Annotated in this window: 29 protein-coding genes; 8 read left to right on the top strand and 21 right to left on the bottom strand. The window is 34.1% G+C overall.

The features are described from left to right. Positions 1-8 precede the first annotated feature (8 nt). Positions 9-404 carry a hypothetical protein gene (locus H611_RS0111570; RefSeq protein ID WP_027138532.1) on the top strand — a complete coding sequence of 132 codons (396 nt, stop codon included), beginning with the start codon at positions 9-11 and terminating at the stop codon, positions 402-404. On the opposite strand, the gene H611_RS0111565 is transcribed toward H611_RS0111570, so the two are convergent. Beyond that, positions 401-1,132, bottom strand: coding sequence for a biotin--[acetyl-CoA-carboxylase] ligase (locus H611_RS0111565; protein WP_027138531.1), 732 nt, complete (start codon positions 1,130-1,132; stop codon positions 401-403). The two genes, H611_RS0111570 and H611_RS0111565, sit on opposite strands and share 4 nt — an antisense overlap. A 93-nt stretch (positions 1,133-1,225) precedes the next feature. Here H611_RS0111565 and rsfS point away from each other — a divergent pair, with 93 nt between their 5' ends. The 6 genes from rsfS (at position 1,226) to H611_RS0111535 (ending at position 6,012) form a co-directional block, all read left to right on the top strand. Then, positions 1,226-1,597, top strand: a complete 372-nt coding sequence (gene rsfS / locus H611_RS0111560; protein WP_027138530.1) for a ribosome silencing factor — start codon at positions 1,226-1,228, stop codon at positions 1,595-1,597. A 7-nt stretch (positions 1,598-1,604) separates the two neighbouring features. Continuing rightward, complete coding sequence (gene ftsH, locus H611_RS0111555; RefSeq protein ID WP_035483786.1) at positions 1,605-3,557, top strand: ATP-dependent zinc metalloprotease FtsH; 1,953 nt, start codon at positions 1,605-1,607, stop codon at positions 3,555-3,557. Between the two features lie 115 nt (positions 3,558-3,672). Further along, the gene (locus H611_RS0111550) at positions 3,673-4,281 is read left to right on the top strand and encodes an LUD domain-containing protein (RefSeq protein ID WP_027138528.1); all 609 of its coding nucleotides are present in this window, start codon (positions 3,673-3,675) and stop codon (positions 4,279-4,281) included. 1 nt (position 4,282) lies between these two features. Continuing rightward, positions 4,283-5,104: a phosphatidate cytidylyltransferase gene (locus H611_RS0111545; protein WP_027138527.1), complete on the top strand. Its 822-nt coding sequence runs from the start codon at positions 4,283-4,285 to the stop codon at positions 5,102-5,104. Then, positions 5,094-5,747 (top strand): phosphatidylserine decarboxylase family protein, encoded by a 654-nt coding sequence (locus tag H611_RS0111540; RefSeq protein ID WP_027138526.1) that lies wholly within the window; start codon positions 5,094-5,096, stop codon positions 5,745-5,747. The genes H611_RS0111545 and H611_RS0111540 overlap by 11 nt, the downstream gene beginning before the upstream one ends. Next, positions 5,740-6,012, top strand: a complete 273-nt coding sequence (locus H611_RS0111535; RefSeq protein ID WP_027138525.1) for an acyl-CoA-binding protein — start codon at positions 5,740-5,742, stop codon at positions 6,010-6,012. Before H611_RS0111540 ends, H611_RS0111535 begins: the two co-directional genes overlap by 8 nt. A 73-nt stretch (positions 6,013-6,085) precedes the next feature. On the opposite strand, the gene argS is transcribed toward H611_RS0111535, so the two are convergent. Further along, the gene (argS, locus tag H611_RS0111530) at positions 6,086-7,861 is read right to left on the bottom strand and encodes an arginine--tRNA ligase (RefSeq protein WP_027138524.1); all 1,776 of its coding nucleotides are present in this window, start codon (positions 7,859-7,861) and stop codon (positions 6,086-6,088) included. Between the two features lie 448 nt (positions 7,862-8,309). Here argS and H611_RS0111525 point away from each other — a divergent pair, with 448 nt between their 5' ends. After that, positions 8,310-10,388, top strand: a complete 2,079-nt coding sequence (locus H611_RS0111525; protein WP_035483783.1) for a tetratricopeptide repeat-containing sensor histidine kinase — start codon at positions 8,310-8,312, stop codon at positions 10,386-10,388. 9 nt (positions 10,389-10,397) lie between these two features. On the opposite strand, the gene ctlX is transcribed toward H611_RS0111525, so the two are convergent. From ctlX to rpsH, 19 genes are all read right to left on the bottom strand, one after another. Then, positions 10,398-11,333 carry a citrulline utilization hydrolase CtlX gene (ctlX, locus tag H611_RS0111520; protein WP_027138522.1) on the bottom strand — a complete coding sequence of 312 codons (936 nt, stop codon included), beginning with the start codon at positions 11,331-11,333 and terminating at the stop codon, positions 10,398-10,400. 57 nt (positions 11,334-11,390) lie between these two features. Then, a complete protein-coding gene (locus H611_RS0111515; protein WP_027138521.1) occupies positions 11,391-12,305 on the bottom strand; it encodes a dimethylarginine dimethylaminohydrolase family protein in 915 nt (304 codons plus the stop codon). A gap of 72 nt (positions 12,306-12,377) precedes the next feature. Beyond that, a complete protein-coding gene (locus tag H611_RS0111510; RefSeq protein WP_027138520.1) occupies positions 12,378-13,664 on the bottom strand; it encodes a citrate synthase in 1,287 nt (428 codons plus the stop codon). 177 nt (positions 13,665-13,841) lie between these two features. Next, on the bottom strand, positions 13,842-15,131 hold the full coding sequence (gene eno / locus H611_RS0111505) for a phosphopyruvate hydratase (protein ID WP_027138519.1): 1,290 nt from the start codon (positions 15,129-15,131) through the stop codon (positions 13,842-13,844). Between the two features lie 153 nt (positions 15,132-15,284). Next, complete coding sequence (gene carA / locus H611_RS0111495; RefSeq protein ID WP_027138518.1) at positions 15,285-16,391, bottom strand: glutamine-hydrolyzing carbamoyl-phosphate synthase small subunit; 1,107 nt, start codon at positions 16,389-16,391, stop codon at positions 15,285-15,287. A gap of 89 nt (positions 16,392-16,480) precedes the next feature. Then, positions 16,481-16,954 carry a 50S ribosomal protein L17 gene (gene rplQ, locus H611_RS0111490; protein WP_027138517.1) on the bottom strand — a complete coding sequence of 158 codons (474 nt, stop codon included), beginning with the start codon at positions 16,952-16,954 and terminating at the stop codon, positions 16,481-16,483. Positions 16,955-17,015: 61 nt separating this feature from the next. Beyond that, complete coding sequence (locus tag H611_RS0111485; RefSeq protein ID WP_027138516.1) at positions 17,016-18,008, bottom strand: DNA-directed RNA polymerase subunit alpha; 993 nt, start codon at positions 18,006-18,008, stop codon at positions 17,016-17,018. Between the two features lie 99 nt (positions 18,009-18,107). Continuing rightward, positions 18,108-18,713, bottom strand: a complete 606-nt coding sequence (rpsD, locus tag H611_RS0111480; protein WP_027138515.1) for a 30S ribosomal protein S4 — start codon at positions 18,711-18,713, stop codon at positions 18,108-18,110. 174 nt (positions 18,714-18,887) lie between these two features. Continuing rightward, positions 18,888-19,280, bottom strand: a complete 393-nt coding sequence (gene rpsK, locus H611_RS0111475; protein WP_027138514.1) for a 30S ribosomal protein S11 — start codon at positions 19,278-19,280, stop codon at positions 18,888-18,890. A 105-nt stretch (positions 19,281-19,385) separates the two neighbouring features. Further along, positions 19,386-19,760: a 30S ribosomal protein S13 gene (rpsM, locus tag H611_RS0111470; RefSeq protein ID WP_027138513.1), complete on the bottom strand. Its 375-nt coding sequence runs from the start codon at positions 19,758-19,760 to the stop codon at positions 19,386-19,388. Between the two features lie 2 nt (positions 19,761-19,762). After that, the gene (gene ykgO / locus H611_RS14680; protein ID WP_013305171.1) at positions 19,763-19,879 is read right to left on the bottom strand and encodes a type B 50S ribosomal protein L36; all 117 of its coding nucleotides are present in this window, start codon (positions 19,877-19,879) and stop codon (positions 19,763-19,765) included. Positions 19,880-19,889: 10 nt separating this feature from the next. Then, entirely contained in the window at positions 19,890-20,105 is a 216-nt protein-coding gene (gene infA, locus H611_RS0111465) for a translation initiation factor IF-1 (RefSeq protein WP_007094967.1), read from the bottom strand. 10 nt (positions 20,106-20,115) lie between these two features. Then, positions 20,116-21,462, bottom strand: a complete 1,347-nt coding sequence (gene secY / locus H611_RS0111460) for a preprotein translocase subunit SecY (protein ID WP_027138512.1) — start codon at positions 21,460-21,462, stop codon at positions 20,116-20,118. Positions 21,463-21,477: 15 nt separating this feature from the next. Beyond that, the gene (gene rplO / locus H611_RS0111455; RefSeq protein ID WP_027138511.1) at positions 21,478-21,930 is read right to left on the bottom strand and encodes a 50S ribosomal protein L15; all 453 of its coding nucleotides are present in this window, start codon (positions 21,928-21,930) and stop codon (positions 21,478-21,480) included. Between the two features lie 13 nt (positions 21,931-21,943). Continuing rightward, a complete protein-coding gene (rpmD, locus tag H611_RS0111450; protein WP_027138510.1) occupies positions 21,944-22,126 on the bottom strand; it encodes a 50S ribosomal protein L30 in 183 nt (60 codons plus the stop codon). 11 nt (positions 22,127-22,137) lie between these two features. Beyond that, a complete protein-coding gene (gene rpsE / locus H611_RS0111445; protein WP_027138509.1) occupies positions 22,138-22,662 on the bottom strand; it encodes a 30S ribosomal protein S5 in 525 nt (174 codons plus the stop codon). Positions 22,663-22,668: 6 nt separating this feature from the next. Continuing rightward, entirely contained in the window at positions 22,669-23,025 is a 357-nt protein-coding gene (gene rplR, locus H611_RS0111440) for a 50S ribosomal protein L18 (RefSeq protein ID WP_027138508.1), read from the bottom strand. 10 nt (positions 23,026-23,035) lie between these two features. Next, entirely contained in the window at positions 23,036-23,578 is a 543-nt protein-coding gene (gene rplF / locus H611_RS0111435) for a 50S ribosomal protein L6 (RefSeq protein ID WP_027138507.1), read from the bottom strand. Between the two features lie 11 nt (positions 23,579-23,589). Next, positions 23,590-23,988, bottom strand: coding sequence for a 30S ribosomal protein S8 (rpsH, locus tag H611_RS0111430; RefSeq protein ID WP_027138506.1), 399 nt, complete (start codon positions 23,986-23,988; stop codon positions 23,590-23,592). Between the last annotated feature and the right edge of the window lie 36 nt (positions 23,989-24,024).

The raw sequence follows: 24,024 nt of genomic DNA, 5'->3' as shown, positions 1-24,024 counted from the left end.
ATTTAACAATGAATTTAGAATCCCCAAAAGTTACCGTGGGTAAGTCGCCTGAAGATATCTTCAGTTTTTTAAGCCAAGTAAAAAACTTTGAAGCCTTAATGCCCGAAAACATTAGTAAGTTTCAGTTAATAGATGAAGATACCTTTTTATTTGCGTTAGCTGGCATGCCAGAAATCACCTTAAAGAAAAAGGAAGTTATCGCCCCAAATAAAATCGTTCTAGGTGCCGCTGGTGGAAAAATAGATTTCTCATTAGTTGGTAATATTACAGATAATGGAGACAATTCCAGTGAAGTTCAACTTGAATTTAGCGGAGATTTCAACCCTATGATGGCGATGATGATTAAAGGGCCGATTAAAAAATTTATCGAAACTTTAGTTACCAGTATTCCAAAGGCTATCTAATACAAAAGTGTTATCGATTTTAAATCGAATTCTTTTAATAACTCGTCTTCTAATAACACCTGAAGACACCCACTTTCTGAAACATTCTGGATAATACCAGCAAACATAAAACCTTCTGCATCTTTAAATGTTGAAGGTTTATTTTTTCTGAATAAGTACGACTCATAAGCTTCTTTTAACTCTAAGAATTTTCCTCCAGAAAGCAATCCAACATAATACTTTAAATTACTGATAATTGATTGAGCTATTTCATCAATATCATAAGACTTACCTGAAATCAACTTTAAAGACGAGGCTTTTGGTAAATTTTCAAAATCTGTCTGGTTTACATTTAAACCAATTCCAATAATAGATTTTGTTATTCTGCCATGTTTATAAACATTTTCAATTAAAATACCACAAATCTTTTTGTTGCCTGCCAAAATGTCGTTTGGCCATTTTATATTTAATTTAGGTATAGTAAGAGACTCCAAAGTCTTAATTATGGATAAAGAGGTGACAATACTAATATAAAAAGGATACTCTATTTCAGCACTTGCAAAGTCTTTATATATACTAAACGTAAGGTTTTTCGAAGATTCGGCACGCCAGACAGCTCCCATTTGTCCCTTACCGTGAGTTTGATTATTGGTAATCACCGCAGTAAAATCTTCAAGTCTCGTTTCGGCACAAAGTTTTCTTAAATAACTATTTGTAGAATCGATGGCATTAAGTTTGATTATACTCATTTAGCAGTTATTATGTATCGGAGAAATCTTATCAAAATTTTAAAGGGTAAAGAACTAAAAAAATAATAACTTTGCAAAAATTAAACAAATTTAATGGGGAAAAAAGATATAAGCGCAGACCAATTAATATCCGTTATTATTGCTGGTATAGAAGATGTTAAAGGACAAGAAATCAGTATCCTGGATTTAAGAGAAATTGAAAACACGGTTTGCGACTACTTCATAATTTGTGAAGGTACTTCAAACACACAAGTTAACGCAATCGTTAATTCTGTTCAAAAAAAGGTAAGCAAAGAACTTAAAGACCACCCTTGGCATGTAGAAGGTGAAGATAATGCCGAATGGGTATTAATAGATTATGTTAATGTTGTAGTACATGTATTCCAAAAGCAAATAAGACAATATTACGATATTGAAAGCCTTTGGGGAGATGCAAAAACAACACTAATAGAAACGAGTTACTAAATAAAGAATGGCAAACAAAAAGAAAAATATCAAAGACAACAAACCAAAGTTCAGTCCGTACTGGATTTACGGTATACTCATAGCTTTATTTTTAGGGTTTCAGTTATTTGGTAACGGTGGATATCAAGAAGAAAACATAACAACTCCTTCTGATTTTTTTAAATTTTTAGAAGAGGGTGATGTTGCTAAAATCGATATCATTAAAAATACTCGTGTAGCAAAAGTTTATTTAACCGATGAAGCCGAAGCGAAAGATATTCATAAGAAATCTAAGCCTACCACTTTACTACCTACGGCGACAGACTTACCAAATTATAAGTTTGAGTTTGGTGATCTTCAAAATTTTGAAAATAAACTTAACGAAATAAAAGACACATTAGATACTCAACCGATTGTTAGTTACAAAACTGAAACGAACGATTGGACCAATCTGCTAATGGGAATTTTACCTTTTATTTTACTTATTGCAGTTTGGATTTTTATCATGAGACGGATGTCTGGTGGTGCTGGCGGTGGTGCTGGCGGCCAAATTTTCAACATTGGAAAATCGAAAGCCAAATTATTCGACCAAAACACCGAGGTTAAAACAACTTTTAAAGATGTTGCAGGCTTAGAAGGTGCCAAAGAAGAAGTTCAGGAAATTGTAGATTTCTTAAAGTTCCCAGAAAAATATACCACTCTAGGAGGAAAAATCCCGAAAGGGGCTTTGCTTGTAGGACCTCCAGGAACTGGTAAAACCTTATTAGCAAGAGCTGTTGCAGGCGAAGCCAAAGTACCGTTCTTTTCATTATCAGGATCTGATTTTGTAGAAATGTTTGTTGGTGTAGGTGCCTCCCGTGTACGTGACCTATTTAAACAGGCAAAAGAAAAATCACCATCTATTATTTTTATTGACGAGATAGATGCTATTGGTCGTGCCAGAGGTAAAAATGCTATGTCAGGAAGTAATGATGAGCGTGAAAATACCTTAAACCAATTATTAACAGAAATGGATGGTTTTGGTACAAATGCTAACGTGATCGTATTAGCCGCAACCAACAGAGCAGATATTTTAGATAAAGCGCTAATGCGTGCTGGTCGTTTTGATAGGCAAATTTTTGTTGATCTTCCAGACATTAGAGAGCGAAAAGAAATTTTTGAAGTGCACTTACGCCCGCTTAAAAAATCTAAAGATTTAGATCTTGATTTCTTATCCAAACAAACTCCGGGATTCTCGGGAGCCGATATTGCCAATGTTTGTAATGAAGCCGCTTTAATAGCGGCAAGAAATGGTAAAAAATCTGTAGACAAACAAGATTTCCTTGATGCAGTAGATCGAATTATTGGTGGTCTGGAAAAGAAAAATAAAATTATCACGCCAAGCGAGAAAAAAGCAGTTGCTTACCACGAAGCAGGTCATGCCACTGTTAGCTGGATGTTAGAGCACGCCGCACCATTAGTAAAGGTTACTATTGTACCACGTGGTCGCTCTTTGGGAGCTGCATGGTATTTACCAGAAGAACGTTTAATTGTTAGACCCGAACAAATGCTGGATGAAATGTGTGCTGCACTAGGTGGACGCGCTGCCGAGAAAGTTATTTTCAACAAAATATCTACTGGAGCGTTGAGTGATTTAGAAAAAGTGACCAAACAAGCCAGAGCCATGGTAACAATTTATGGATTAAGCGACAAAATTGGTAACTTAACTTATTACGATTCGTCTGGACAGAATGAATATGGTTTCACAAAACCATACAGTGAACAAACGGCAGAATTAATTGACAAAGAAATTTCTAACATTATAGAAACACAATATCAAAGAGCTATAAAATTACTGGAAGAAAACAAAGATAAGCTAACTGAGCTTGCTGAAGTACTTCTGGAAAAAGAGGTTATTTTTAAAGATAATCTTGAAAAAATATTTGGTGAACGCAACTTTAATTCTGAAGACACACAAACACCGGAAACCTCAGAAAAATAACTGAGACTTAATTTTTTCTAAGCTTTGAGTAAAAATCTTAAATTAACGATAGCGTTAATTTAAGATTTTTTATATTTGATAAATTCTATAAACTGTGATAATAGCAATATTTTAGATGAGTCTTTTTAGAAAACTATTTGGTTCTAAAACGGATTCTTCAAAGGAAGAACTAAAGTCCGAAGACAGAGGCAAATACATGCCGGAAATAAAATTACCAATAGATGAGCGGTTTACAATAAACTTCAAAGCTAATGGTGGCAAGTTTTTATATTGCGAAAATTTGAATGAAATTTTTCAGAATCTCGAAAACATTCTAGAAGAAAATTCATGGGAAGACAAAAAAGTACTGCTCATTGATAAACAATTAGAGCATAAATTCAAAAATTCAAATTTACAAACTACCAAATTATTAAGTGAGGCTACATTTTTTCTCACAACCTGTGAAAATTTAATAGCTAATGACGGTTCCTTATTAATCTCATCGAATCAAATATTTGAAAAAAAGCTACCAGAATTACCTATTAATTTTATTGTATTTGCCACAACAAGCCAACTTGTAGAAAACATTGGAGAAGGCTTACGACTTATAAAAGCTAAAAACAAACAAAAAATCCCAACCAATATCACAACTATTAAACATTTCAAGTCTAGTGACGAAAAAGACTTTTTAAGTTACGGAAGCAGTGCCAAAAACCTATATTTACTCCTTCTAGAAGATTTATAGAATGAAAGAAACACTTGTTAGATCACTTTCCGGGATACTATATGTCTCTATGCTAATTTTATCCTTAAATTATCATGTGCCATTAATCATCTTGTTTTTTGTTTTTGGACTATTAAGTTTGAGAGAACTTAAGAAGCTGATTCAATTTAACACACTTATTCCCTATATTATTTTTACTCTTTTATATGGGGGCGTTGCCTTTTGGCAATTAAATTACCCTAGCAATAAAGGCATTCAGGAGGCTATTCAAATACTAATGGTTATTAGCATATTTGTAAATTTGTTTCTTATTAAAGATTTATTTTCAAGAAAAAGTATTCCGTTATTTAGTTCGAAACGTTTCTTACTAACGACATTTTATTTATCGTCTGCCTTTATTTTTATGATATTAATTGCAGACTATTACGACCAATTTAATGCTAACATATTATTGGGTACTTTTATCTTAGTTTGGTGTAACGATTCGTTTGCCTATCTAGTTGGGAAAAACTTTGGTAAGCAAAAGCTATTTGAAAAGATATCCCCCAAAAAAACCGTTGAAGGATTTTTAGGCGGCTTATTTTTTTCATGCGTAGCTAGTTATTTTATTGCTACCTTTACCGAAACTTTAAACTTTACAAACTGGCTTATTTTAAGCATCATTGTGAGTGTATTTGGTACTTTAGGAGATCTTGTTGAATCTAAATTTAAAAGAGAAGCCAATGTAAAAGATAGTGGTGTAATTATGCCTGGTCACGGCGGGTTGCTTGACCGATTAGATAGTATTATTTTTGCCGCCCCTTTCATTTATTTATTTTTAAGATTTTTAAAATATGTTTCATAAAGAAGGTTATAAAATTATATTTATAACATTTATTTTGGTTATTACAGGTTCACTAGCTGTGGATTATTTTGTTACCACCCCTTGGTTACGAATAAGTTTACTATTAATCTTAATAGTATTTTTAGTGCTTATACTTCAATTTTTCAGAAACCCTAAGCGTCATACTCAAGCAAATGCTAACCATGTCGTTTCGCCCGTTGATGGTAAAGTCGTTGTTATTGAAGAGGTTTTTGAAAAAGAGTTCTTTAAAGAAAAACGTCTTCAAGTTAGTGTATTCATGTCCCCAATAAATGTACATGTTACACGTTATCCTATTGGAGGAAAGGTTATTTTCAGCAAATATCATCCTGGTAAATATTTGGTAGCCTGGCACCCCAAAGCAAGTGAAGAAAACGAACGTACAACTGTGGTTGTAGAAAATAACACCTATGGTAAAGTTCTTTACAGGCAAATAGCAGGAGCTTTAGCAAAACGCATAGTGAACTATGCGAAAGTTGATGACACAGTCGTTCAAGGTTCTGATTCCGGATTTATTAAATTTGGATCACGAGTAGATTTATTTTTACCACTGGATACTAATATAAAAGTGGAATTAAACCAAAAGGTTAAAGGTGGAGAAAGTATTATTGCAAGTAATGAGTAGTAAAGAAGATAAATTAGAAAAGGAATTTCGAGATGCGGTAGATCGTGTAAATGCCTACACAGACCCATTTCCTGCTGATATTCTTTTAAAATTATACGCTTATTACAAAAAGGCAACTAACGATTATAGCAGGCCAAAAAGTAAAAAAGCCATAATAAATGCATTTAAAACAAATGCGCTTTTTCAGGCTAAAGGGATCTCGGAAGACGAAGCCAAGCGTGCTTATATAGATTTAGTAAACAATTATTTTCTATACGGAAAATAATTTCATATAATTAACTCAACTAAAAAGCCGTTTAAAAAATTTAAACGGCTTTTTAATATCTGTTTTTTTATAACTACATTCTTTCAGGCACATGAATTCCTAGTACACTAAATGCATTTTTTATAGTGGTTGCCACCTTTTTAGATAACTGAACACGAAACACCTTCTCATCTTGATTATCGGCTCCTAGGATGGATACATTCTGATAAAATGAATTAAATTCTTTTACAAGATCGTATGTATAATTGGCTATTAAGGCCGGACTGTGTTGCGACGCAGCATTCTGAATAACTTCTGGGAACAATTCCAGTTGTTTTAATAACGTTTTCTCTTTTTCATGCAATGTCACTTCCTTATTCAATGACAAATCAAAATCGGCTTTTCTTATTATCGATTGAATTCTCGCATAAGTATATTGAATAAATGGCCCCGTATTTCCTTGGAAATCGATAGATTCTTTAGGATCAAACAAAATACGTTTCTTAGGGTCTACTTTTAAAATAAAGTACTTAAGCGCTCCTAACCCTATAGTTTTATAAAGTTCTTGCTTTTCTTCTTCACTGTAACCATCAAGCTTTCCTAATTCTTCTGAAATCTCACCAGCTGTGGCAGCCATTTCATTAATTAAATCATCGGCATCAACAACAGTTCCTTCTCTACTCTTCATTTTACCACTTGGCAAATCGACCATACCATAGCTTAGGTGATATAAATTATCAGCCCATTCAAAACCTAATTTCTTTAAAATTAAGAACAATACTTGAAAGTGATAATCCTGCTCGTTACCTACCGTATAGACCATGCCCCCAACATCTGGAAAATCTTTTATCCTTTGAATAGCTGTGCCAATATCCTGAGTCATGTATACGGCTGTTCCATCGGCACGTTGCACAATTTTCTTATCTAAACCTTCTTCAGTTAAATCACACCAAACAGAACCATCTTCTTCTTTAACAAAAACACCAGATTTTAATCCTTCGGCTACAAATTCTTTTCCTAATAAATAGGTATTACTTTCATAATACAGCGTATCGAAATCTACCCCTAGATTCTTATAGGTTTCGTCGAATCCTTCATAAACCCAACCATTCATAGTTTTCCAAAGCTCAACTACCTCCGAATCACCAGCCTCCCATTTAAGTAACATATCCTGAGCGGCTAATAATATGGGAGCTGATTTTTTAGCTTCTTCTTCCGATTTACCTTCAGCTATCAGACTTTCAATTTCCTTCTTATACTCTTGATCAAACTTTACATAGTAATTTCCAACCAATTTATCTCCTTTTAGTCCGGTAGATTCAGGAGTTTCTCCTTCTCCAAAACGCTGCCAGGCAATCATACTTTTACAAATGTGAATACCACGATCGTTAATAATCTGTGTTTTGTAAACTTTCTTTCCTGATGCCTTTAAAATTTCAGCTACCGAATACCCTAAAAGGTTATTTCGAATGTGCCCTAAATGTAATGGTTTATTAGTATTAGGTGAGGAATACTCCACCATAATAGCTTTATCTTCCAAATTAGGCTTTACAAACCCATAATCAGTAATATCTTTAATCGAATTGAAAAAATTCAAATAATACCCATCACTAATTTCAACATTTAAAAAGCCCTTAACTACATTAAAAGCTTTTACTTCATTAACATGTTCAACAAGGTAATGGCCTATTTGTTCTCCAATCTGAACCGGATTTCCCTTAACATAACGTAACATAGGAAAAATAACCACAGTAATATCCCCTGCAAACTCTTTACGTGTTGCCTGAAACTCTAAGGTCTCTATACTCACATTATACGAATCTAAAACAGCTTGTTTTACTTTATTTGTTAAGGTTTCTTGAAGGCTCATGTATACATGTTTTTTAGGTTGGCAAAGATAAAATTTTTATCAGATGTTAACACATTATTTAACCTTTATAACATATATGCGCTGCAAACAATAATTACAAAATACCAAGCTGAACCCTTCAAGTTAGAAAGATGCTATTTGTATCATTTTGAATAGTCTACATTTTATTTATAAAAGGGTATTTTTCTAATAAATTTTACCGTTCGTCTATTCGTCGATGTTTTTTAAAATACCACTCATCCTTTCATCTAATTTATTGGTATTAAATCGCAAATATTAGATTTTAATAAGGCTTTTTCCAACTTTTGTTTAGTAAAGCTATTAGTTTAAACTTTTCACTAAGTTTATAGACAACAAAATATTACAACTCTTGATAAGGCAATCTTTATTTTCCCTCAAATAAAATGCTTAGATATTGCTTTATGCACATAAGTAATATAAATGTTATATGAGGAGAATAACTACTTTTATTTTATATTTCGGAGTTCTAATCTCAGGGTTTTCGCAAACCAAAGAGTTAGACAGTCTATCTATAGCACTTGCTTTTGAAGATAATGACTCCTTGAAAGTAGAAACCTCTTTAAAACTTATAGAGTCACTTTTCCAATATAAAGAATACAACCGCGCCCTTAAATATGTTATTGAAAGTGAAAAACTGTCTCACACCTTAAATTATAAAAAGGCCATTACCGATGTGAGTTACTATAAAGCTTTAATCTATGCAAAAAAAGGCGATTATATTAATGCCATAAGTGGATATAATAAATCGAAACAACTATTTGCTGCACTTCATGACACCTTGGGTATTGCTAAGGTTAATAATAGTATTGGTTTAATAGAAATTGAACGTGGAAATTATGCTAAAGGTTTAAAATACTCATTAGCAGCCATACAAGAATTAGAACGCTTAAGTTTAAAAGACGAATTAAGTACTGCTTATTGCAACATATCAAAGGCCTATATGAGTTTAAAAGCTTATGACGAGGCTATAGAATACAATTTAAAATCCCTTAAAATTCAAGAGCAATTAAATGATGTAAAAGGTATTGCCAAAACCAGTAGCCAGTTAGCTTCTTTATATTCTATAAAAAAGGAAAATCGCAAAGCCATTGACTATTACAAAAAAGTCTTAGACATATCAGAAATAGATGGAGACTCGCTTCGCGGCCAAATTTATCCAAAAATTGGTCGAGAATATTTAAAATTCAATGCCTACGATAGAGCCTCGGAATATCTGTTACAAGGTCTCAACATTAATAGAAAACTAAATAATAAAACAGGTTTATTACTTGCTCTAAATGGTCTTGGAGATTTAAACTACCATCAAAACCGTCTAATCCTTGCTGAAAAGCAACTTTATGAAGCCAGCCTTATTGCTAAAACAACAGACAATAAAGAAGAGCTATTATATTATTACGAACTCATGAAAGCCTTAGATTCTACGAAACGTCGATTTGACCGTGCTTTCATTTGGCAGCGTGAATATTACAAATTAAAGGAAACTATTGAAGATAGCTTAAAACCGGCAACTCCTAAGGTTACTACTATGGATTTGGATGTTAATTCATTACTGGATAACGATAATATTTCAACTTCTCAGTCTGACGAATCAATAATTTCTAGTGACACTGTTTCTTTATCAGACACCGATGATTCCTATAAAAAATACAAACTTATTTTTTACGGTCTTTTAGCCGCATTAGCAGTCGTTTCAACTTTTTTAATATTAATATACGTTAAGCGTAATAACAGCATTAAATATACACAGGAACTCGAAGAAAAAAATCTAAAAATTGAGATGCAAAACGAAGCCTTTTTAGAACAGACACAGCATCTTGAAAATGTAAATAATGTAAAAGATAAACTATTCTCTATTATATCTCACGATTTAAAAGATTCTCTATCTTCTATTAATGGTTTTATAGATTTACTACGTGATGGGTCTTTATCACGACAGGAATTCGAGAATCTCATTCCTGAGTTAAGCGAAAATGCAAACAATGCTTCTTTACTACTTTTCAACCTATTAAACTGGTCTAAATCTCAAATGCAATCCTTAGAGCCAAAACCAACCTTATTTGATATTCAGGAGGTTTTTGCCGACAAGGTAAAGCTCATTGAACAACGTATGGAAACAAAGGGCATTGAACTAGTGGACCATTCACTACGTGATTTTGCTTATGCCGATCGTAGTATGTTTGAAATAGTTGTACAAAATTTATTAGCCAATGCACTTAAATTCTGTAAAAATGGAGACACCATTACCATTTCTAACCATATTAGTAATGGGAACTGCATTGTAAGCGTAGCAGATACGGGCATAGGAATTTCTGAGGAAAATCTTGGTAAAATTTTTAAAGGCAACTCATTTACTACCAGAGGCACCAATAATGAAAAAGGCACAGGTCTCGGACTTTCGATTTGTAAAGAATTAGTTGAACTTAATAATGGTAAAATCTGGGTAGAAAGTACCGTAAATGTAGGTAGTACCTTTTACGTACAGTTACCTAAATCACGCCCCGAATAAAATAAAAAACTAAGCTTTCGGCAAGAACACTTCCGCCATCATACAACGCGCACTACCACCGCCACAGGCTTCAATAGTATCTAATGAACTTGATATTATTTTAGTATGCTTCTCTAAAGCGGAAATTTGATTTTCCGTTAGAGATTTATAAGCTGAGGCACTCATCACCAAATAAGGCTGGTTGTTAGCACCTCTAACCTGAAGCATATTACCTGCAAAATTATTTACCTGTTCTTCCGTGATATCAATAATTTCCTTACCATTTTCCTTCAGGTGCTTAATGACATTTTTACGTTCCTTCTTATCGTCGATACTTGCCAAACAAATCACAGCAAAAGTTTCACCAATACACATCATAACATTGGTATGATAAATTGCCTTACGTTCATTATTTACTGTTTGGTTAGCCTTAAATATCACAGGGAAAAATTCAAAATCTTCACAGAATTCAATAAATAATTCTTCATCGGCTCGAGGCGACAATGCACAATAGGCTTTTCGGTTTGCTCGATCTAAAATTATACTACCTGTACCTTCAAGAAATATTTCCTCTTCTTCGGCATCGGTATAATCAACTACCTGCTCAATGATATAACCTGCTTCTTCAACCGACTCCAAAATCGCTTCGCGTCTTTCTAAACGGCGATTTTCCGCAAACATGGGATATAACCCTATATTCCCATTTTCATGAAACGACACCCAGTTATTCGGAAATATGGAGTCTGGCGTATCGAATTCATCCGTATCACTAACTACGATAACATTTACGCCAATACCTCTTAGCCTTTCTACATAAGCATCAAATTCCTGCTGTGCTTTCGCATTCACGGTTTCTGGCAAAAGATTATCCAACACTTTTTGATAATAATTGTTCACGGCAGTTTGCTCATTCATCCTGAAGTTAATAGGACGAATCATTAAAATAGTATCGGTAATTTGTCGCATAGTATTAAACATGTTTAGTTACTTTCTTATAAGATAACAGCACCCCTATAAAGGTACTTATTCCCTAATTAATGGCATGGTTGAACAACGTAATAAACCTTCCTGTTTGGCTATTTCAGCATAAGGCACTTCTTCTACGGTAAATCCTTGACTTCTTAACCAATCATTTAATCGTGTGAAATTCTTTTCTGAAATAATAATATCTTCTGATATTGAGAACACATTACTATTCATAGCATACATTTCATCTTTGGTAATTTCAAAAACATTCTCCTTTCCGAAGAAATCTATTAGCCATTGATATTCACGCTCTATAAGAAATCCGTTTTTATGAATAATTGCCTTACCCTTACCTAATGGCTGAAAACAGCAGTCCAGATGTAATGCATTTTCTTTGGGATCGGTGTTCGATTTTCTTAATTCGAAAGACTTTACCGTCTTTTCCGGAAACAATTCCTGAAGTGCGATTACGGCATCCATATTTGTTCGAGCTGTAATATATTCCGGATAGTCATCACCAGAATAAGTACCTACAAAAATATAATCATTCCACGGCATAACATCACCGCCTTCTACATGACACTCTTCAGGCAATACAACACGATTCTCTTCAGCTACTTGTTCCCATATGTAGTCTATAGCATGCACTTCTGCCTCTCTATTAGGAAGTATATTGGCGCGTATCATCTTGTCTTCAATTACAAAGGCAATATCTCGTGAAAAAATCTGATTGCAATCTTTCAACACTTTTGGCCTGTATACCTTCACATCATATTTCTCGAAAACAGCTGCTACAGCTTCCATTTCACGAATCATATCCTCTTCTTTAGGATAAGTTCCAGCCTTTATATGTTCGATACTTTTAGGATCATAACATTCATCAATACTAGGCACGGGGCCATTACTTTCAGCAGTTCCTAAAACAACTGCTTTAAGTCTTGAAGTTTCGTCTTGTATATTCAGTTTTAGCATTCCGCAAATATAGAAAAAGCTTCATAAGGATATCTTATGAAGCTTTGTCTTTTTAAATATTTTAAGAAAATATTATCTTTCTTCTATTGGCACAAATTTTCTTTCTGTTGCCCCTATATACACCTGTCTTGGTCTTCCAATAGGCTCTTTACGTAAACGCATCTCGCGCCATTGTGAAATCCAACCTGGTAAACGACCCAGTGCGAACATTACAGTAAACATGTCGGTTGGAATTCCCATAGCACGGTAAATGATTCCAGAGTAAAAATCGACATTTGGATATAATTTTCTATCAACAAAATAAGCATCTTCTAGAGCTTCTTTTTCAAGTCCTTTTGCAATATCTAAAATAGGATCTACCACTCCTAAATCACCTAACACTTCGTCGGCTGCTTTTTTTATGATTCTGGCACGAGGATCAAAGTTTTTATATACACGGTGACCAAAGCCCATTAAGCGGAATGGATCTTCTTTATCTTTTGCCTTGGCCATATACTTTTTAGTATCTCCACCGTCAAGTTTTATTGCTTCTAACATTTCTAATACAGCTTGGTTAGCTCCACCGTGGAGTGGTCCCCAAAGCGCAGAAATCCCGGCAGAAAGCGATGCAAATAATCCAGCATGCGAAGACCCAACTATTCTTACCGTTGACGTAGAACAATTTTGTTCATGATCGGCATGAAGAATTAATAATTTATCTAAGGCATTAACCAAAATTTCATTTTGCTTATACTCACTATTTGGCTTTTTAAACATCATTTTCAGAATGTTTTCAACATAGCCTAGAGAGTTATCTCCGTAATCTAATGGCAGCCCTTCTTTCTTGCGGAATGTCCAAGCTACTAATACAGGGAACTTCCCTAATATCTTAACTACGGACCTATACATATCCTCTTCAGAATCAACATTTACAGAAGACGGATTAAATGCTGTTAATGCACTTGTTAAAGAAGAAATCACCCCCATTGGGTGTGCAGACTTAGGGAAAGCATCCAAGATTTTCTTTACATCTTCATCTACAACCGCTTGTGCCTTGATATCCTCATGAAATTTATCATTCTGTTCTTTAGTCGGTAACTCTCCAAAAATTAAAAGGTAAGCTACTTCTAAAAAATCTGCCTTCTCTGCTAACTCTTCTATGGTGTAGCCACGATATCTTAAGATTCCTTTTTCGCCATCTAAGAAAGTAATACCACTTTCACAAGAACCTGTGTTTTTAAAACCTGGATCTATTGTTATTACTCCATTTGTTGCACTTCTTAATTTTGTGATATCTATAGCAACTTCATTTTCTGTTCCTTCTACCAACGGAAATTCATGTTTTTTCCCGTCTATTTCAATGCTAGCAGTGTTCGCCATAAGTTATTTATGATTATTTAATTTATAAATTGGTTTGCTAATTTACGAAATTACCATGTAGATTAAAAGGGATAAAAGTAAAGATACTTGCAATTAACAAATTTTAATATTTGAACAAAAAAAAGCGATTATTAAAGTAATAACCGCTTTTTTAAATATAAAATTATATAATAAATTTTATTTCACCTTAAATGCCTTTTCCTGAGGAAAGTAAGCCACTTCTCCAAGCTCCTCTTCAATACGAAGTAATTGGTTATACTTAGCCATACGATCACTACGTGAAGCAGATCCCGTTTTTATTTGACCCGTATTTAATGCTACGGCTAAATCTGCAATGGTATTATCTTCTGTTTCGCCAGAACGATGAGACATAACAGAAGTATAACCTGCGTTATGCGCCATATTAACGGCTGCAATAGTTTCTGTTAAAGTACCAATTTGATTTACTTTAATCAGGATTGAATTAGCAATACCATTTTCAATACCTCTAGATAAGCGCTCAACATTAGTTACGAATAAATCGTCTCCTACTAATTGAACTTTATCACCAACTAATTCTGTTAAGTATTTCCAACCTTCCCAGTCGTTTTCATCCATACCATCCTCAATAGAAATGATAGGGTATTTAGACACTAATTCAGCCAGGTAATCAGCTTGTTCTTTACTGGTTCTAACAACACCTGTTTCTCCTTCGAATTTAGCATAGTTATATTTTCCATCTTCATAGAATTCGGCAGAAGCACAGTCTAATGCAATCTTAACTTCCTCACCAAATTTATAACCGGCATTTTCTACAGCTTTTGCAATCGTTTCAATAGCGTCTTCTGTCCCATCTAATGTTGGAGCAAATCCACCCTCATCTCCTACAGCCGTACTTAAATTTCTATCGTGTAATACTTTCTTAAGATTGTGAAAAATCTCAGTACCCATTTGCATAGCATGTGTAAAGTCCTTTGCTTTTACAGGCATAATCATGAACTCCTGAAATGCAATCGGAGCATCACTGTGTGAACCACCATTAATGATGTTCATCATTGGTAATGGCAAAGTATTTGCAGACACACCTCCAACATAACGATATAATGGTAAGTTTAATTCACCCGCTGCTGCTTTAGCAACCGCAAGAGAAACTCCTAAAATAGCGTTAGCTCCTAATTTCGATTTGTTTGGAGTACCATCTAAATCGATCATAATTTGATCAATTAGGTTTTGTTCAAAAACCGAAACACCTAATAATTCTTGGGCAATAATTGAATTTACGTTCTCAACAGCTTTTAAAACTCCTTTTCCCATATAAGTATCACCACCATCTCTTAATTCTACAGCTTCATGCTCCCCCGTTGAAGCACCTGAAGGCACCGCGGCTCTACCTAATACATCATTTTCTGTTACAACATCAACTTCTACTGTTGGGTTCCCTCTAGAGTCTAAAATCTGTCTAGCGTGGATATTAATTATTACACTCATAATACTTTAATTTTAAATCTTTTATTCTTCCAAATTTACGGTAAATTCTTTTGTTTTTAATTAAGTTTTTCAAGAATTTACCTAAATATAATCTATAACGTTTTAGTAAAAGAAAAGCCTCAAATAACATGTTGTTTTTTGAGGCTTCGTAAACTATTTATTTTTAATATTTTCGATAAATTGATCGAATAGATAATCGGAATCATGGGGTCCAGGGCTGGCTTCCGGATGGTATTGAACCGAAAAACAATTTTTATCTTTCATTTTAATCCCTGCCACCGTATTATCATTTAAATGCACATGCGTAATTTCTAAATCCGGATGTGCTTCTGCTTCCTCTCTATTAACGGCGAAACCATGGTTCTGTGAAGTAATTTCTCCTTTACCTGTTTTCAGGTTTTTAACAGGATGATTAATGCCGCGGTGTCCATTATACATTTTATAAGTAGAAACACCATTTGCTAATGCAATAACCTGATGCCCTAAACAGATACCAAATAAAGGTAAATTTCTTTTGATAATTTCTTTAGCAACAGCTTGTGCTTCCACTAGGGGCTCAGGATCGCCAGGTCCATTAGACAAGAAATAACCATCAGGATTAAAGGCTTCTAAATCTTCAAATTTGGAATTATAAGGAAATACCTTAATATACGCGTCTCGCTTTGCTAGATTACGAAGTATGTTCTTTTTAATACCGATATCTAAAGCTGCAATTTTGTAAGTCGCATTTTCATCACCTACATAATATGGCTCTTTAGTTGACACCTTAGAAGCTAATTCTAAACCTTCCATTTTCGGAACTTCAGCTAATTGCTTTTTAAGCCCTTCAATATTATCAACCTCTGTAGAAATTACGGCATTCATGGCGCCATGGTCACGAATATAACTTACTAAAGCTCGTGTATCTACATCTGAAATTGCTAACAGATTATTTTTATCTAAAAAGTCTTCTAATGAGCTATCGGCAATATCTCTAGAATATTCATAGCTAAAGTTTTTAACTATAAGCCCAGCAATTTTAATAGAATCAGATTCTACTTCTTCACTGTTAGTTCCGTAATTACCAATATGAGCATTAGTAGCCACCATTAACTGCCCGTAGTAAGACGGATCTGTAAATATTTCCTGATACCCAGTCATTCCGGTATTAAAACATACCTCTCCAAATGCTGTTCCTTGTTTGTTTCCAACTGCTTTCCCATGGAAAATGGTGCCGTCAGCTAGAAGAATAATTGCTTTTTGTCGTTTTTGATATTTCATGTATTCACTAAAAAAGTTTTGCAAAATTGCACAAAAAAAAGGATAAACTAAAATAGTTTATCCTTTATATTTAAAATGCTTACTAACATTTATTCCTCTTCGTTTGAAGCTTGAGTTTCTGTAGCCGGAGCTGCTGCAGGATTAGCGCCACCTCTTCTACTTCTACGTGTTGATTTTTTAGCCGGTTTACCAGCATTGTAAAGTTCATTGTAATCAACAAGCTCGATCATTGCCATATCAGCGTTATCACCTAAACGATTACCAAGTTTAATAATTCTTGTATAACCACCTGGTCTATCTGCTACTTTTTTAGCAACATCTCTAAATAATTCTGTTACCGCATCTTTTTGTCTTAAACGCGACATAACAATACGTCTGTTATGTGTTGTATCCTCTTTAGATTTAGTAATCATTGGCTCTACAAATTGCTTTAACGCTTTTGCTTTTGCCACAGTTGTATTAATACGCTTGTGTTCTATTAAAGAACAAGCCATATTAGCCAACATTGCTTTTCTGTGAGCAGTTTGTCTGCCTAAGTGATTTACTTTTTTTCCGTGTCTCATGACATTTTGTTTTAATCATCATCTTGCTTCAACCCACTATTGAGGAGCAAAATATGACGTATTAATCTTTATCTAATTTATATTTGCTTAAATCCATTCCGAAATTTAAACCTTTAACATTTACAAGCTCTTCAAGCTCTGTTAAAGACTTCTTACCGAAGTTACGGAATTTCATTAAATCATTCTTATTGAAAGATACTAAGTCTCCTAAAGTATCTACTTCAGCTGCTTTTAAACAGTTAAGCGCACGTACCGATAAATCCATATCGATAAGCTTAGTTTTTAATAACTGTCTCATATGTAAAGATTCTTCATCATATGTTTCAGTTTGTGCAATTTCATCAGCTTCTAAAGTGATACGCTCGTCAGAGAATAACATGAAGTGATGAATTAAAGTTTTAGCAGCTTCTGTTAAAGCGTCTTGTGGTGTAATTGATCCATCGGTGATGATTTCAAAAACTAACTTTTCGTAATCAGTTTTTTGCTCTACACGATAGTTTTCAATACTATACTTAACATTCTTTATAGGCGTGTAAATTGAATCTGTAAAGATAGTACCTATTGGAGCAGCAGCTTTTTTATTCTCTTCTGCAGGCACATATCCTCTACCTTTTTCAATTGTAATCTCCATATTGAAGTTTACTTTTGGATCTAAGTTACAGATTACTAATTCCGTATTTAATACTTGGAATCCTGAGATAAACTTTTGGAAATCGCCGGCAGTAATTTGCTCTTGACCAGAAATTGAAATTGATACAGATTCGTTATCGATATCTTCAATTTGTCTTTTAAAACAAACTTGCTTTAAGTTTAAAATAATTTCAGTAACATCTTCCACAACTCCAGCAATTGCTGAGAACTCATGGTCAACTCCTTCAATTCTTACAGATGTAATAGCGAAACCTTCTAAAGAAGATAATAATACTCTTCTTAGGGCGTTACCTACTGTTAATCCGTAACCAGGTTCTAAAGGACGAAACTCGAATTTCCCTTCAAAATCTGTTGAATCAATCATGATTACTTTGTCGGGCTTTTGAAAATTAAATACTGCCATATTGTTTTTCTTCGTTTTAATTGTTATTTAGTTGCGCGGTTTATAAGTTTGAAGAAGTACGAATAAACCCTTTGGCTAAATACCAATGTTGTTAATTTATTATTTAGAATATAATTCGACGATGAATTGCTCGTTGATGTTTTCTGGAATTTGAATTCTAGCAGGAACAGAAACGTAAGTTCCTTGTTTAGTATCGTCATTCCAAGTAATCCATTCGTATACATTACTTGAGTTAGCTAATGAGTTAGCGATAACTTCTAAAGATTTTGATTTTTCTCTTACAGCAACAACATCACCTGCTTTTAATTGGTAAGAAGGAATGTTTACCAACTCTCCGTTCACTGTAATATGTCTGTGCGAAACTAACTGTCTAGCACCGCTTCTAGAAGGAGCTATCCCCATTCTATAAACTACGTTATCTAATCTAGACTCACAAAGTTGTAATAGTACTTCACCAGTAATACCTTGTGCTGCTCTCGCTTTTTTAAACAAACCTCTAAATTGTCTTTCTAAAATACCGTAAGTATATTTAGCTTTTTGCTTCTCCATTAATTGGATTGCATATTCAGATTTTTTTCCACGACGTCTGTTATTACCGTGTTGCCCAGGAGGGTAATTTCTTTTTTCGAAAGACTTATCGTCTCCAAAGATCGCTTCACCGAATTTACGAGCGATTTTAGTTTTAGGACCAGTATATCTTGCCATTTTAATTGTTGTTTTAAGAGTGATTATGAATTAAGGTCTTAATCTTATCCTTCGATAATCGTTAATCTCTTGTTGATACTTGTTTATTTTTTTCAGTTTGCAAATTTACATATAAAAAAATTAATACCAACTGTATATGAAGCTGATATTAATTTTTTTTATTTTGAATGTAAATTATACTCTTCTACGCTTAGGAGGTCTACAACCATTATGTGGTAGTGGAGTAACATCGATAATTTCTGTTACCTCGATACCAGCATTGTGGATAGATCTGATAGCAGATTCTCTACCATTACCAGGACCTTTAACGTATACTTTTACTTTTTTCAATCCAGCTTCTTGAGCTACAGCAGCAGCATCTTCGGCAGCTAATTGAGCAGCGTAAGGCGTATTTTTCTTAGATCCTCGGAATCCCATTTTACCAGCAGAAGACCAAGAAATAACATCGCCTTTTTTGTTGGTTAATGAAATAATGATATTGTTAAAAGAAGCAGTAACGTGAGCCTCTCCTACAGAGTCAACAATTACTTTACGCTTTTTTGTACTTTTTGTATTTGATTTTGCCATAATTTCTAGTGTTCAGTTTTAGTTGATAGTCGCTAGAATCCTAAACCGTGAAATTTCAAACAGATTCCTTCCAACGCCTAAAGACTAAATACTAAATTTTAATTATTACTTAGTTGCTTTCTTTTTGTTAGCAACAGTCTTTCTTCTACCTTTTCTAGTTCTAGAGTTGTTCTTAGTGCGTTGTCCTCTTAATGGAAGACCAGCTCTGTGACGAATACCTCTGTTACATCCAATATCCATTAAACGTTTAATGTTTAATTGAGTTTCAGAACGTAATTCACCTTCGATAGTAAAAGATCCTACAGCTTCACGAATACCACTAATTTGGTCGTCGTTCCAATCTTGAACTTTAATACTTTCGTCAACACCAGCTTGTGCTAATATTTCTTTTGCTCTACTTCTACCTATTCCATAGATATAAGTTAAAGAGATAACTCCTCTTTTGTTTTTTGGTATGTCTACACCTGCAATTCTTGCCATAATTACCCTTGTCTTTGTTTAAATCTAGGATTCTTTTTGTTTATCACGTAAAGTCTACCTTTTCTACGCACGATTTTACAATCGGCACTTCTTTTTTTAACGGATGCTCTAACTTTCATCGTATTCGTATTAGTATCTATAAGTTATTCGAGCCTTTGTCAAATCGTACGGGCTCATTTCTAATTTTACTTTATCTCCAGGTAATAACTTAATATAATGCATACGCATCTTACCAGAGATATGTGCAGTCACAATATGACCATTTTCTAATTCAACACGGAACATAGCATTCGATAATGCTTCAATGATTGTCCCATCTTGTTCTATTGCTGCCTGTTTTGCCATAGTATAATAATTAAGCTACTGCTTTTCTATTTTTACCAGTTTTCATCAAGCCATCATAGTGTCTATTTAACAAGTAAGAGTTTACTTGTTGCATAGTATCTATAGCTACCCCAACTAATATTATTAATGAAGTACCCCCGAAAAACAATGCCCATCCTTGTTGTACACCCATAAGCTTAACTATAAATGCTGGGAACACAGCAATAAGCGCTAAAAAGATAGAACCTGGTAAGGTTATTTGAGACATTATTTTATCTAGATATTCAGAAGTTTCAGAACCTGGGCGAATGCCAGGAATAAAACCACCACTACGTTTTAAATCGTCTGCCATTTTATTAGTAGGTACTGTAATTGCCGTATAAAAATATGTAAACACAATAATTAACAGGGCAAATACTAAGTTGTACCAGAAACCAAATATATCGGCAAAGTTTGTTTGCATCCAAGCTCCGGCAGATGTCTCTTTTAAGAAAGATGATCCACCAATTAAACTAGGAACAAACATAATAGCCTGTGCAAATATTATTGGCATTACTCCTGAAGCATTAAGCTTTAAAGGAATATATTGTCTAGAACCAGCTGCTGCACTTTTTTCGTAACCACCAGAAGCAGTACGTCTAGCATACTGAACAGCAATCTTACGAACACCCATTACTAACATAATCGATGCTAAGATGATAGCGAACCATAATACGATTTCGAAAAGAATTAACATCACATTGTTTCCTTCTAATCTAGTTGCCGCATTTTGTAAAAATGATGCTGGAAGACGAGCAATGATACCCACCATAATTAATAGTGAAATACCATTACCAATACCTTTATCGGTAATTTTTTCCCCTAACCACATAGCGAATATACACCCCGTGATTAAGATTGTAACAGATGAAAAATAGAACAAGAATCCTGTTCCTAATAAAAACGCGCTTGTAGGAATTCCTAATGCAGGTAAACTAGCCAAATACCCTGGTGCTTGCAATAAACATATTGCAATAGTTAACCATCTTGTAATTTGATTAATTTTCTTTTGCCCACTAGCACCTTCCTTTTGTAGTTTTTGCAAATAAGGAATAGCAATTCCCATTAATTGCACTACAATAGAAGCAGAAATGTAAGGCATGATACCCAGAGCAAATACCGATGCGTTAGCAAAGGCACCTCCTGTGAAGGCATTTAGTAATCCTAATAAACCTCCGTCTGTACTATCGGCTAAACCACTTAATTGAGAGGCATCAATACCAGGTAATACAACTTGAGCACCAAAACGATAAACTAACAACAGTCCCAAGGTTACTGAGATTCTGTTTCTTAGTTCTTCTATTTTCCAAACATTCTTTAACGATTCTATAAACTTCATACTTATAATAAGGTCTTATAATGTTACAGCTTCTCCACCAGCAGCTTCGATAGCAGCTTTTGCTGAAGCAGTAAATTTATGTGCAGATACTTTTAATTTCGCTTTTAATTCACCACGTCCTAAGATTTTTACTAGGTCGTTTTTACCAACTAATCCGTTGGCTAATAGTGTATCAAAATCAACTGTATCAGCTACTTTTTTGTTTTCTACTAATTGCTGTAAAACATCTAAGTTTACACCTTGATATTCTACACGATTAATATTAGTAAAACCAAACTTAGGAACACGTCTTTGAATTGGCATTTGACCACCTTCAAATCCTATTTTCTTAGAGTAACCAGAACGCGACTTGGCTCCTTTGTGACCACGAGTTGCAGTACCACCTTTACCAGATCCTTGACCACGTCCTACTCTTTTTCCTTGATTTTTTACTGAACCTTCTGCAGGTTTTAAATTACTTAAATCCATTTTCAGTTTTATATTATTTTGCTTCTTCAACAGAAACTAAATGTGAAACTTTAGCAACCATACCAAGAATACTTGGAGTGGCGTCGTGCTCTACAACTTGACCAATCTTACTAAGACCTAAAGATTCTAAGATTCTTTTTTGTCTTAATGTACGATTGATTGCGCTTTTAACTTTTTTTACTTTAATCTTTGCCATCTCTGTCTATATTAAGCGTTAAAAACTTTCTCAAGTGAAATACCTCTATCTCTAGCGATTGCATTTGCATCTCTTAACTGTAATAAAGCATCAAACGTTGCTTTTACTACATTATGAGGGTTTGATGATCCTTGAGATTTTGATAATACATCATGCACACCAACTGCCTCTAATACTGTTCTCACAGCACCACCGGCAATTACTCCTGTACCAGGAGCTGCTGGTATGATGTTTACTCTAGCTCCACCATATTTCCCTTTTTGCTCATGTGGTAAAGTTCCTTTTCTAATAGGAATTCTAACAAGGTTTTTCTTAGCGTCTTCTACAGCTTTTGCGATTGCACTAGCTACGTCTTTAGACTTTCCTAACCCTTGTCCTACAACACCGGCTTCATCACCAACTACTACGATTGCTGAAAAACCAAATGCTCTACCACCTTTGGTTACTTTAGTAACTCTTTGTACACCAACTAAACGATCTTTAAGATCTAATCCACCTGGTTTTACTAACTCTGCGCTTTTGTATTTACGATACATAATTTCTTAGAATTTAAGTCCTGCTTCTCTAGCTCCTTCAGCCAATGATTTTACTCTACCATGGTATAAGTAACCACCTCTATCGAAAGTGATAGTTTCTATACCTGCAGCCTTAGCTTTTTCAGCAATTGATTTACCTACTAAATTAGCCGCTTCTACTTTAGTTACCTTTGCAGAATCAATATCTTTATCTCTTGAAGATGCAGCACTGATAGTCTTACCAGTTACGTCATCTACAATCTGAGCATAAATTTCTTTATTACTTCTAAAAACAGTTAAACGAGGTCTTGCTTCTGTACCAGAAACTACTTTACGTATTCTGTTTTTAATTCTTAATCTTCTTTGTTCTTTTGTCAATGCCATAACTTAATTATTAAGCTGATTTACCTGCTTTTCTTCTTAATATTTCACCAACAAACTTGATTCCTTTTCCTTTGTAAGGTTCTGGTTTTCTGAAACCACGGATTTTCGCAGCTACTTGACCTACAAGTTGTTTGTCGTGAGATGTTAATTTAATTATTGGATTTTTACCTTTTTCAGAGATTGTTTCAACTTTAACTTCTGGAGCTAAATCCATAACAATACCGTGAGAAAAACCTAATGCCAGTTCCAATTTGTTACCTTGGTTACTAGCTCTATATCCTACACCAACTAATTCTAACTGTTTGGTCCATCCTTCAGACACACCTTTGATCATATTATTTATTAATGATCTGTATAGACCATGTTTTGCTTTTTGATCTTTAGAATCAGAAGAACGTGTTACTAAAACATTTGAATCTTCAACTTTAATATCTACAGTATCGAAATTTTGAGTTAATTCTCCTAATTTCCCTTTTACCGTAATTACGCCGTCTTTTACATCAACTGTAACTCCATTTGGAATTACTACTGGGTTATTACCTATTCTTGACATATCTTATATTTTTAGTAAACGTAACACAATACTTCTCCACCAACATTCTCTCTTTTGGCTTGTTTACCTGTCATTACTCCGTGAGAAGTAGAAACGATGGCAACACCAAGACCATTAAGAACTCTCGGTAAATCTTTAGAACTTGCGTACTTACGTAAACCTGGTTTACTTATTCTTTCAATCTTTTTAATTACAGGCTCTTTTGTTTCTTTGTTGTACTTAAGAGCTATTTTAATAGTTCCTTGTACTGAAGAATCGTCGAACTTGTAACTTAAAATATATCCTTGTTCGAATAATATTTTAGTGATGTCTTTCTTTAAATTAGAAGCAGGGATTTCTACCACTCTGTGGTTAGCACGCACTGCGTTTCTAATTCTTGTCAAAAAATCCGCTATTGGATCTGTGTACATAATGAATTGATTTTGTGATTTTGGTTTTCGGGTTGG

Source organism: Gaetbulibacter saemankumensis DSM 17032 (assembly GCF_000425645.1).
Taxonomy (GTDB): domain Bacteria; phylum Bacteroidota; class Bacteroidia; order Flavobacteriales; family Flavobacteriaceae; genus Gaetbulibacter; species Gaetbulibacter saemankumensis.
The sequence above is the reverse complement of the archived record's forward strand: the minus strand, read 5'-3'. Positions and strand labels throughout refer to the sequence as shown.

Bases quoted from the DNA above. Each gene is read 5' to 3' on its own strand.
- infA (WP_007094967.1), bottom strand. From the start codon at position 20,105: ATGGCAAAACAGGCAGCAATAGAACAAGATGGGACAATCATTGAAGCA.
- H611_RS0111535 (WP_027138525.1), top strand. From the start codon at position 5,740: ATGAGTAGTAAAGAAGATAAATTAGAAAAGGAATTTCGAGATGCGGTA.
- rpmD (WP_027138510.1), bottom strand. From the start codon at position 22,126: ATGGCAAAGATTAAAGTAAAAAAAGTTAAAAGCGCAATCAATCGTACA.
- ftsH (WP_035483786.1), top strand. From the start codon at position 1,605: ATGGCAAACAAAAAGAAAAATATCAAAGACAACAAACCAAAGTTCAGT.
- ctlX (WP_027138522.1), bottom strand. From the start codon at position 11,333: ATGCGACAAATTACCGATACTATTTTAATGATTCGTCCTATTAACTTC.
- H611_RS0111565 (WP_027138531.1), bottom strand. From the start codon at position 1,132: ATGAGTATAATCAAACTTAATGCCATCGATTCTACAAATAGTTATTTA.
- H611_RS0111510 (WP_027138520.1), bottom strand. From the start codon at position 13,664: ATGGCGAACACTGCTAGCATTGAAATAGACGGGAAAAAACATGAATTT.
- eno (WP_027138519.1), bottom strand. From the start codon at position 15,131: ATGAGTGTAATAATTAATATCCACGCTAGACAGATTTTAGACTCTAGA.
- H611_RS0111550 (WP_027138528.1), top strand. From the start codon at position 3,673: ATGAGTCTTTTTAGAAAACTATTTGGTTCTAAAACGGATTCTTCAAAG.
- secY (WP_027138512.1), bottom strand. From the start codon at position 21,462: ATGAAGTTTATAGAATCGTTAAAGAATGTTTGGAAAATAGAAGAACTA.
- H611_RS0111545 (WP_027138527.1), top strand. From the start codon at position 4,283: ATGAAAGAAACACTTGTTAGATCACTTTCCGGGATACTATATGTCTCT.
- argS (WP_027138524.1), bottom strand. From the start codon at position 7,861: ATGAGCCTTCAAGAAACCTTAACAAATAAAGTAAAACAAGCTGTTTTA.
- H611_RS0111570 (WP_027138532.1), top strand. From the start codon at position 9: ATGAATTTAGAATCCCCAAAAGTTACCGTGGGTAAGTCGCCTGAAGAT.
- H611_RS0111525 (WP_035483783.1), top strand. From the start codon at position 8,310: ATGAGGAGAATAACTACTTTTATTTTATATTTCGGAGTTCTAATCTCA.
- rpsH (WP_027138506.1), bottom strand. From the start codon at position 23,988: ATGTACACAGATCCAATAGCGGATTTTTTGACAAGAATTAGAAACGCA.
- carA (WP_027138518.1), bottom strand. From the start codon at position 16,391: ATGAAATATCAAAAACGACAAAAAGCAATTATTCTTCTAGCTGACGGC.
- rpsM (WP_027138513.1), bottom strand. From the start codon at position 19,760: ATGGCAAGAATTGCAGGTGTAGACATACCAAAAAACAAAAGAGGAGTT.
- ykgO (WP_013305171.1), bottom strand. From the start codon at position 19,879: ATGAAAGTTAGAGCATCCGTTAAAAAAAGAAGTGCCGATTGTAAAATC.
- rplO (WP_027138511.1), bottom strand. From the start codon at position 21,930: ATGGATTTAAGTAATTTAAAACCTGCAGAAGGTTCAGTAAAAAATCAA.
- H611_RS0111515 (WP_027138521.1), bottom strand. From the start codon at position 12,305: ATGCTAAAACTGAATATACAAGACGAAACTTCAAGACTTAAAGCAGTT.
- rpsE (WP_027138509.1), bottom strand. From the start codon at position 22,662: ATGTATCGTAAATACAAAAGCGCAGAGTTAGTAAAACCAGGTGGATTA.
- rpsD (WP_027138515.1), bottom strand. From the start codon at position 18,713: ATGGCAAGATATACTGGTCCTAAAACTAAAATCGCTCGTAAATTCGGT.
- H611_RS0111540 (WP_027138526.1), top strand. From the start codon at position 5,094: ATGTTTCATAAAGAAGGTTATAAAATTATATTTATAACATTTATTTTG.
- rsfS (WP_027138530.1), top strand. From the start codon at position 1,226: ATGGGGAAAAAAGATATAAGCGCAGACCAATTAATATCCGTTATTATT.
- rpsK (WP_027138514.1), bottom strand. From the start codon at position 19,280: ATGGCAAAATCAAATACAAAAAGTACAAAAAAGCGTAAAGTAATTGTT.
- rplF (WP_027138507.1), bottom strand. From the start codon at position 23,578: ATGTCAAGAATAGGTAATAACCCAGTAGTAATTCCAAATGGAGTTACA.
- H611_RS0111485 (WP_027138516.1), bottom strand. From the start codon at position 18,008: ATGGCAGTATTTAATTTTCAAAAGCCCGACAAAGTAATCATGATTGAT.
- rplR (WP_027138508.1), bottom strand. From the start codon at position 23,025: ATGGCATTGACAAAAGAACAAAGAAGATTAAGAATTAAAAACAGAATA.
- rplQ (WP_027138517.1), bottom strand. From the start codon at position 16,954: ATGAGACACGGAAAAAAAGTAAATCACTTAGGCAGACAAACTGCTCAC.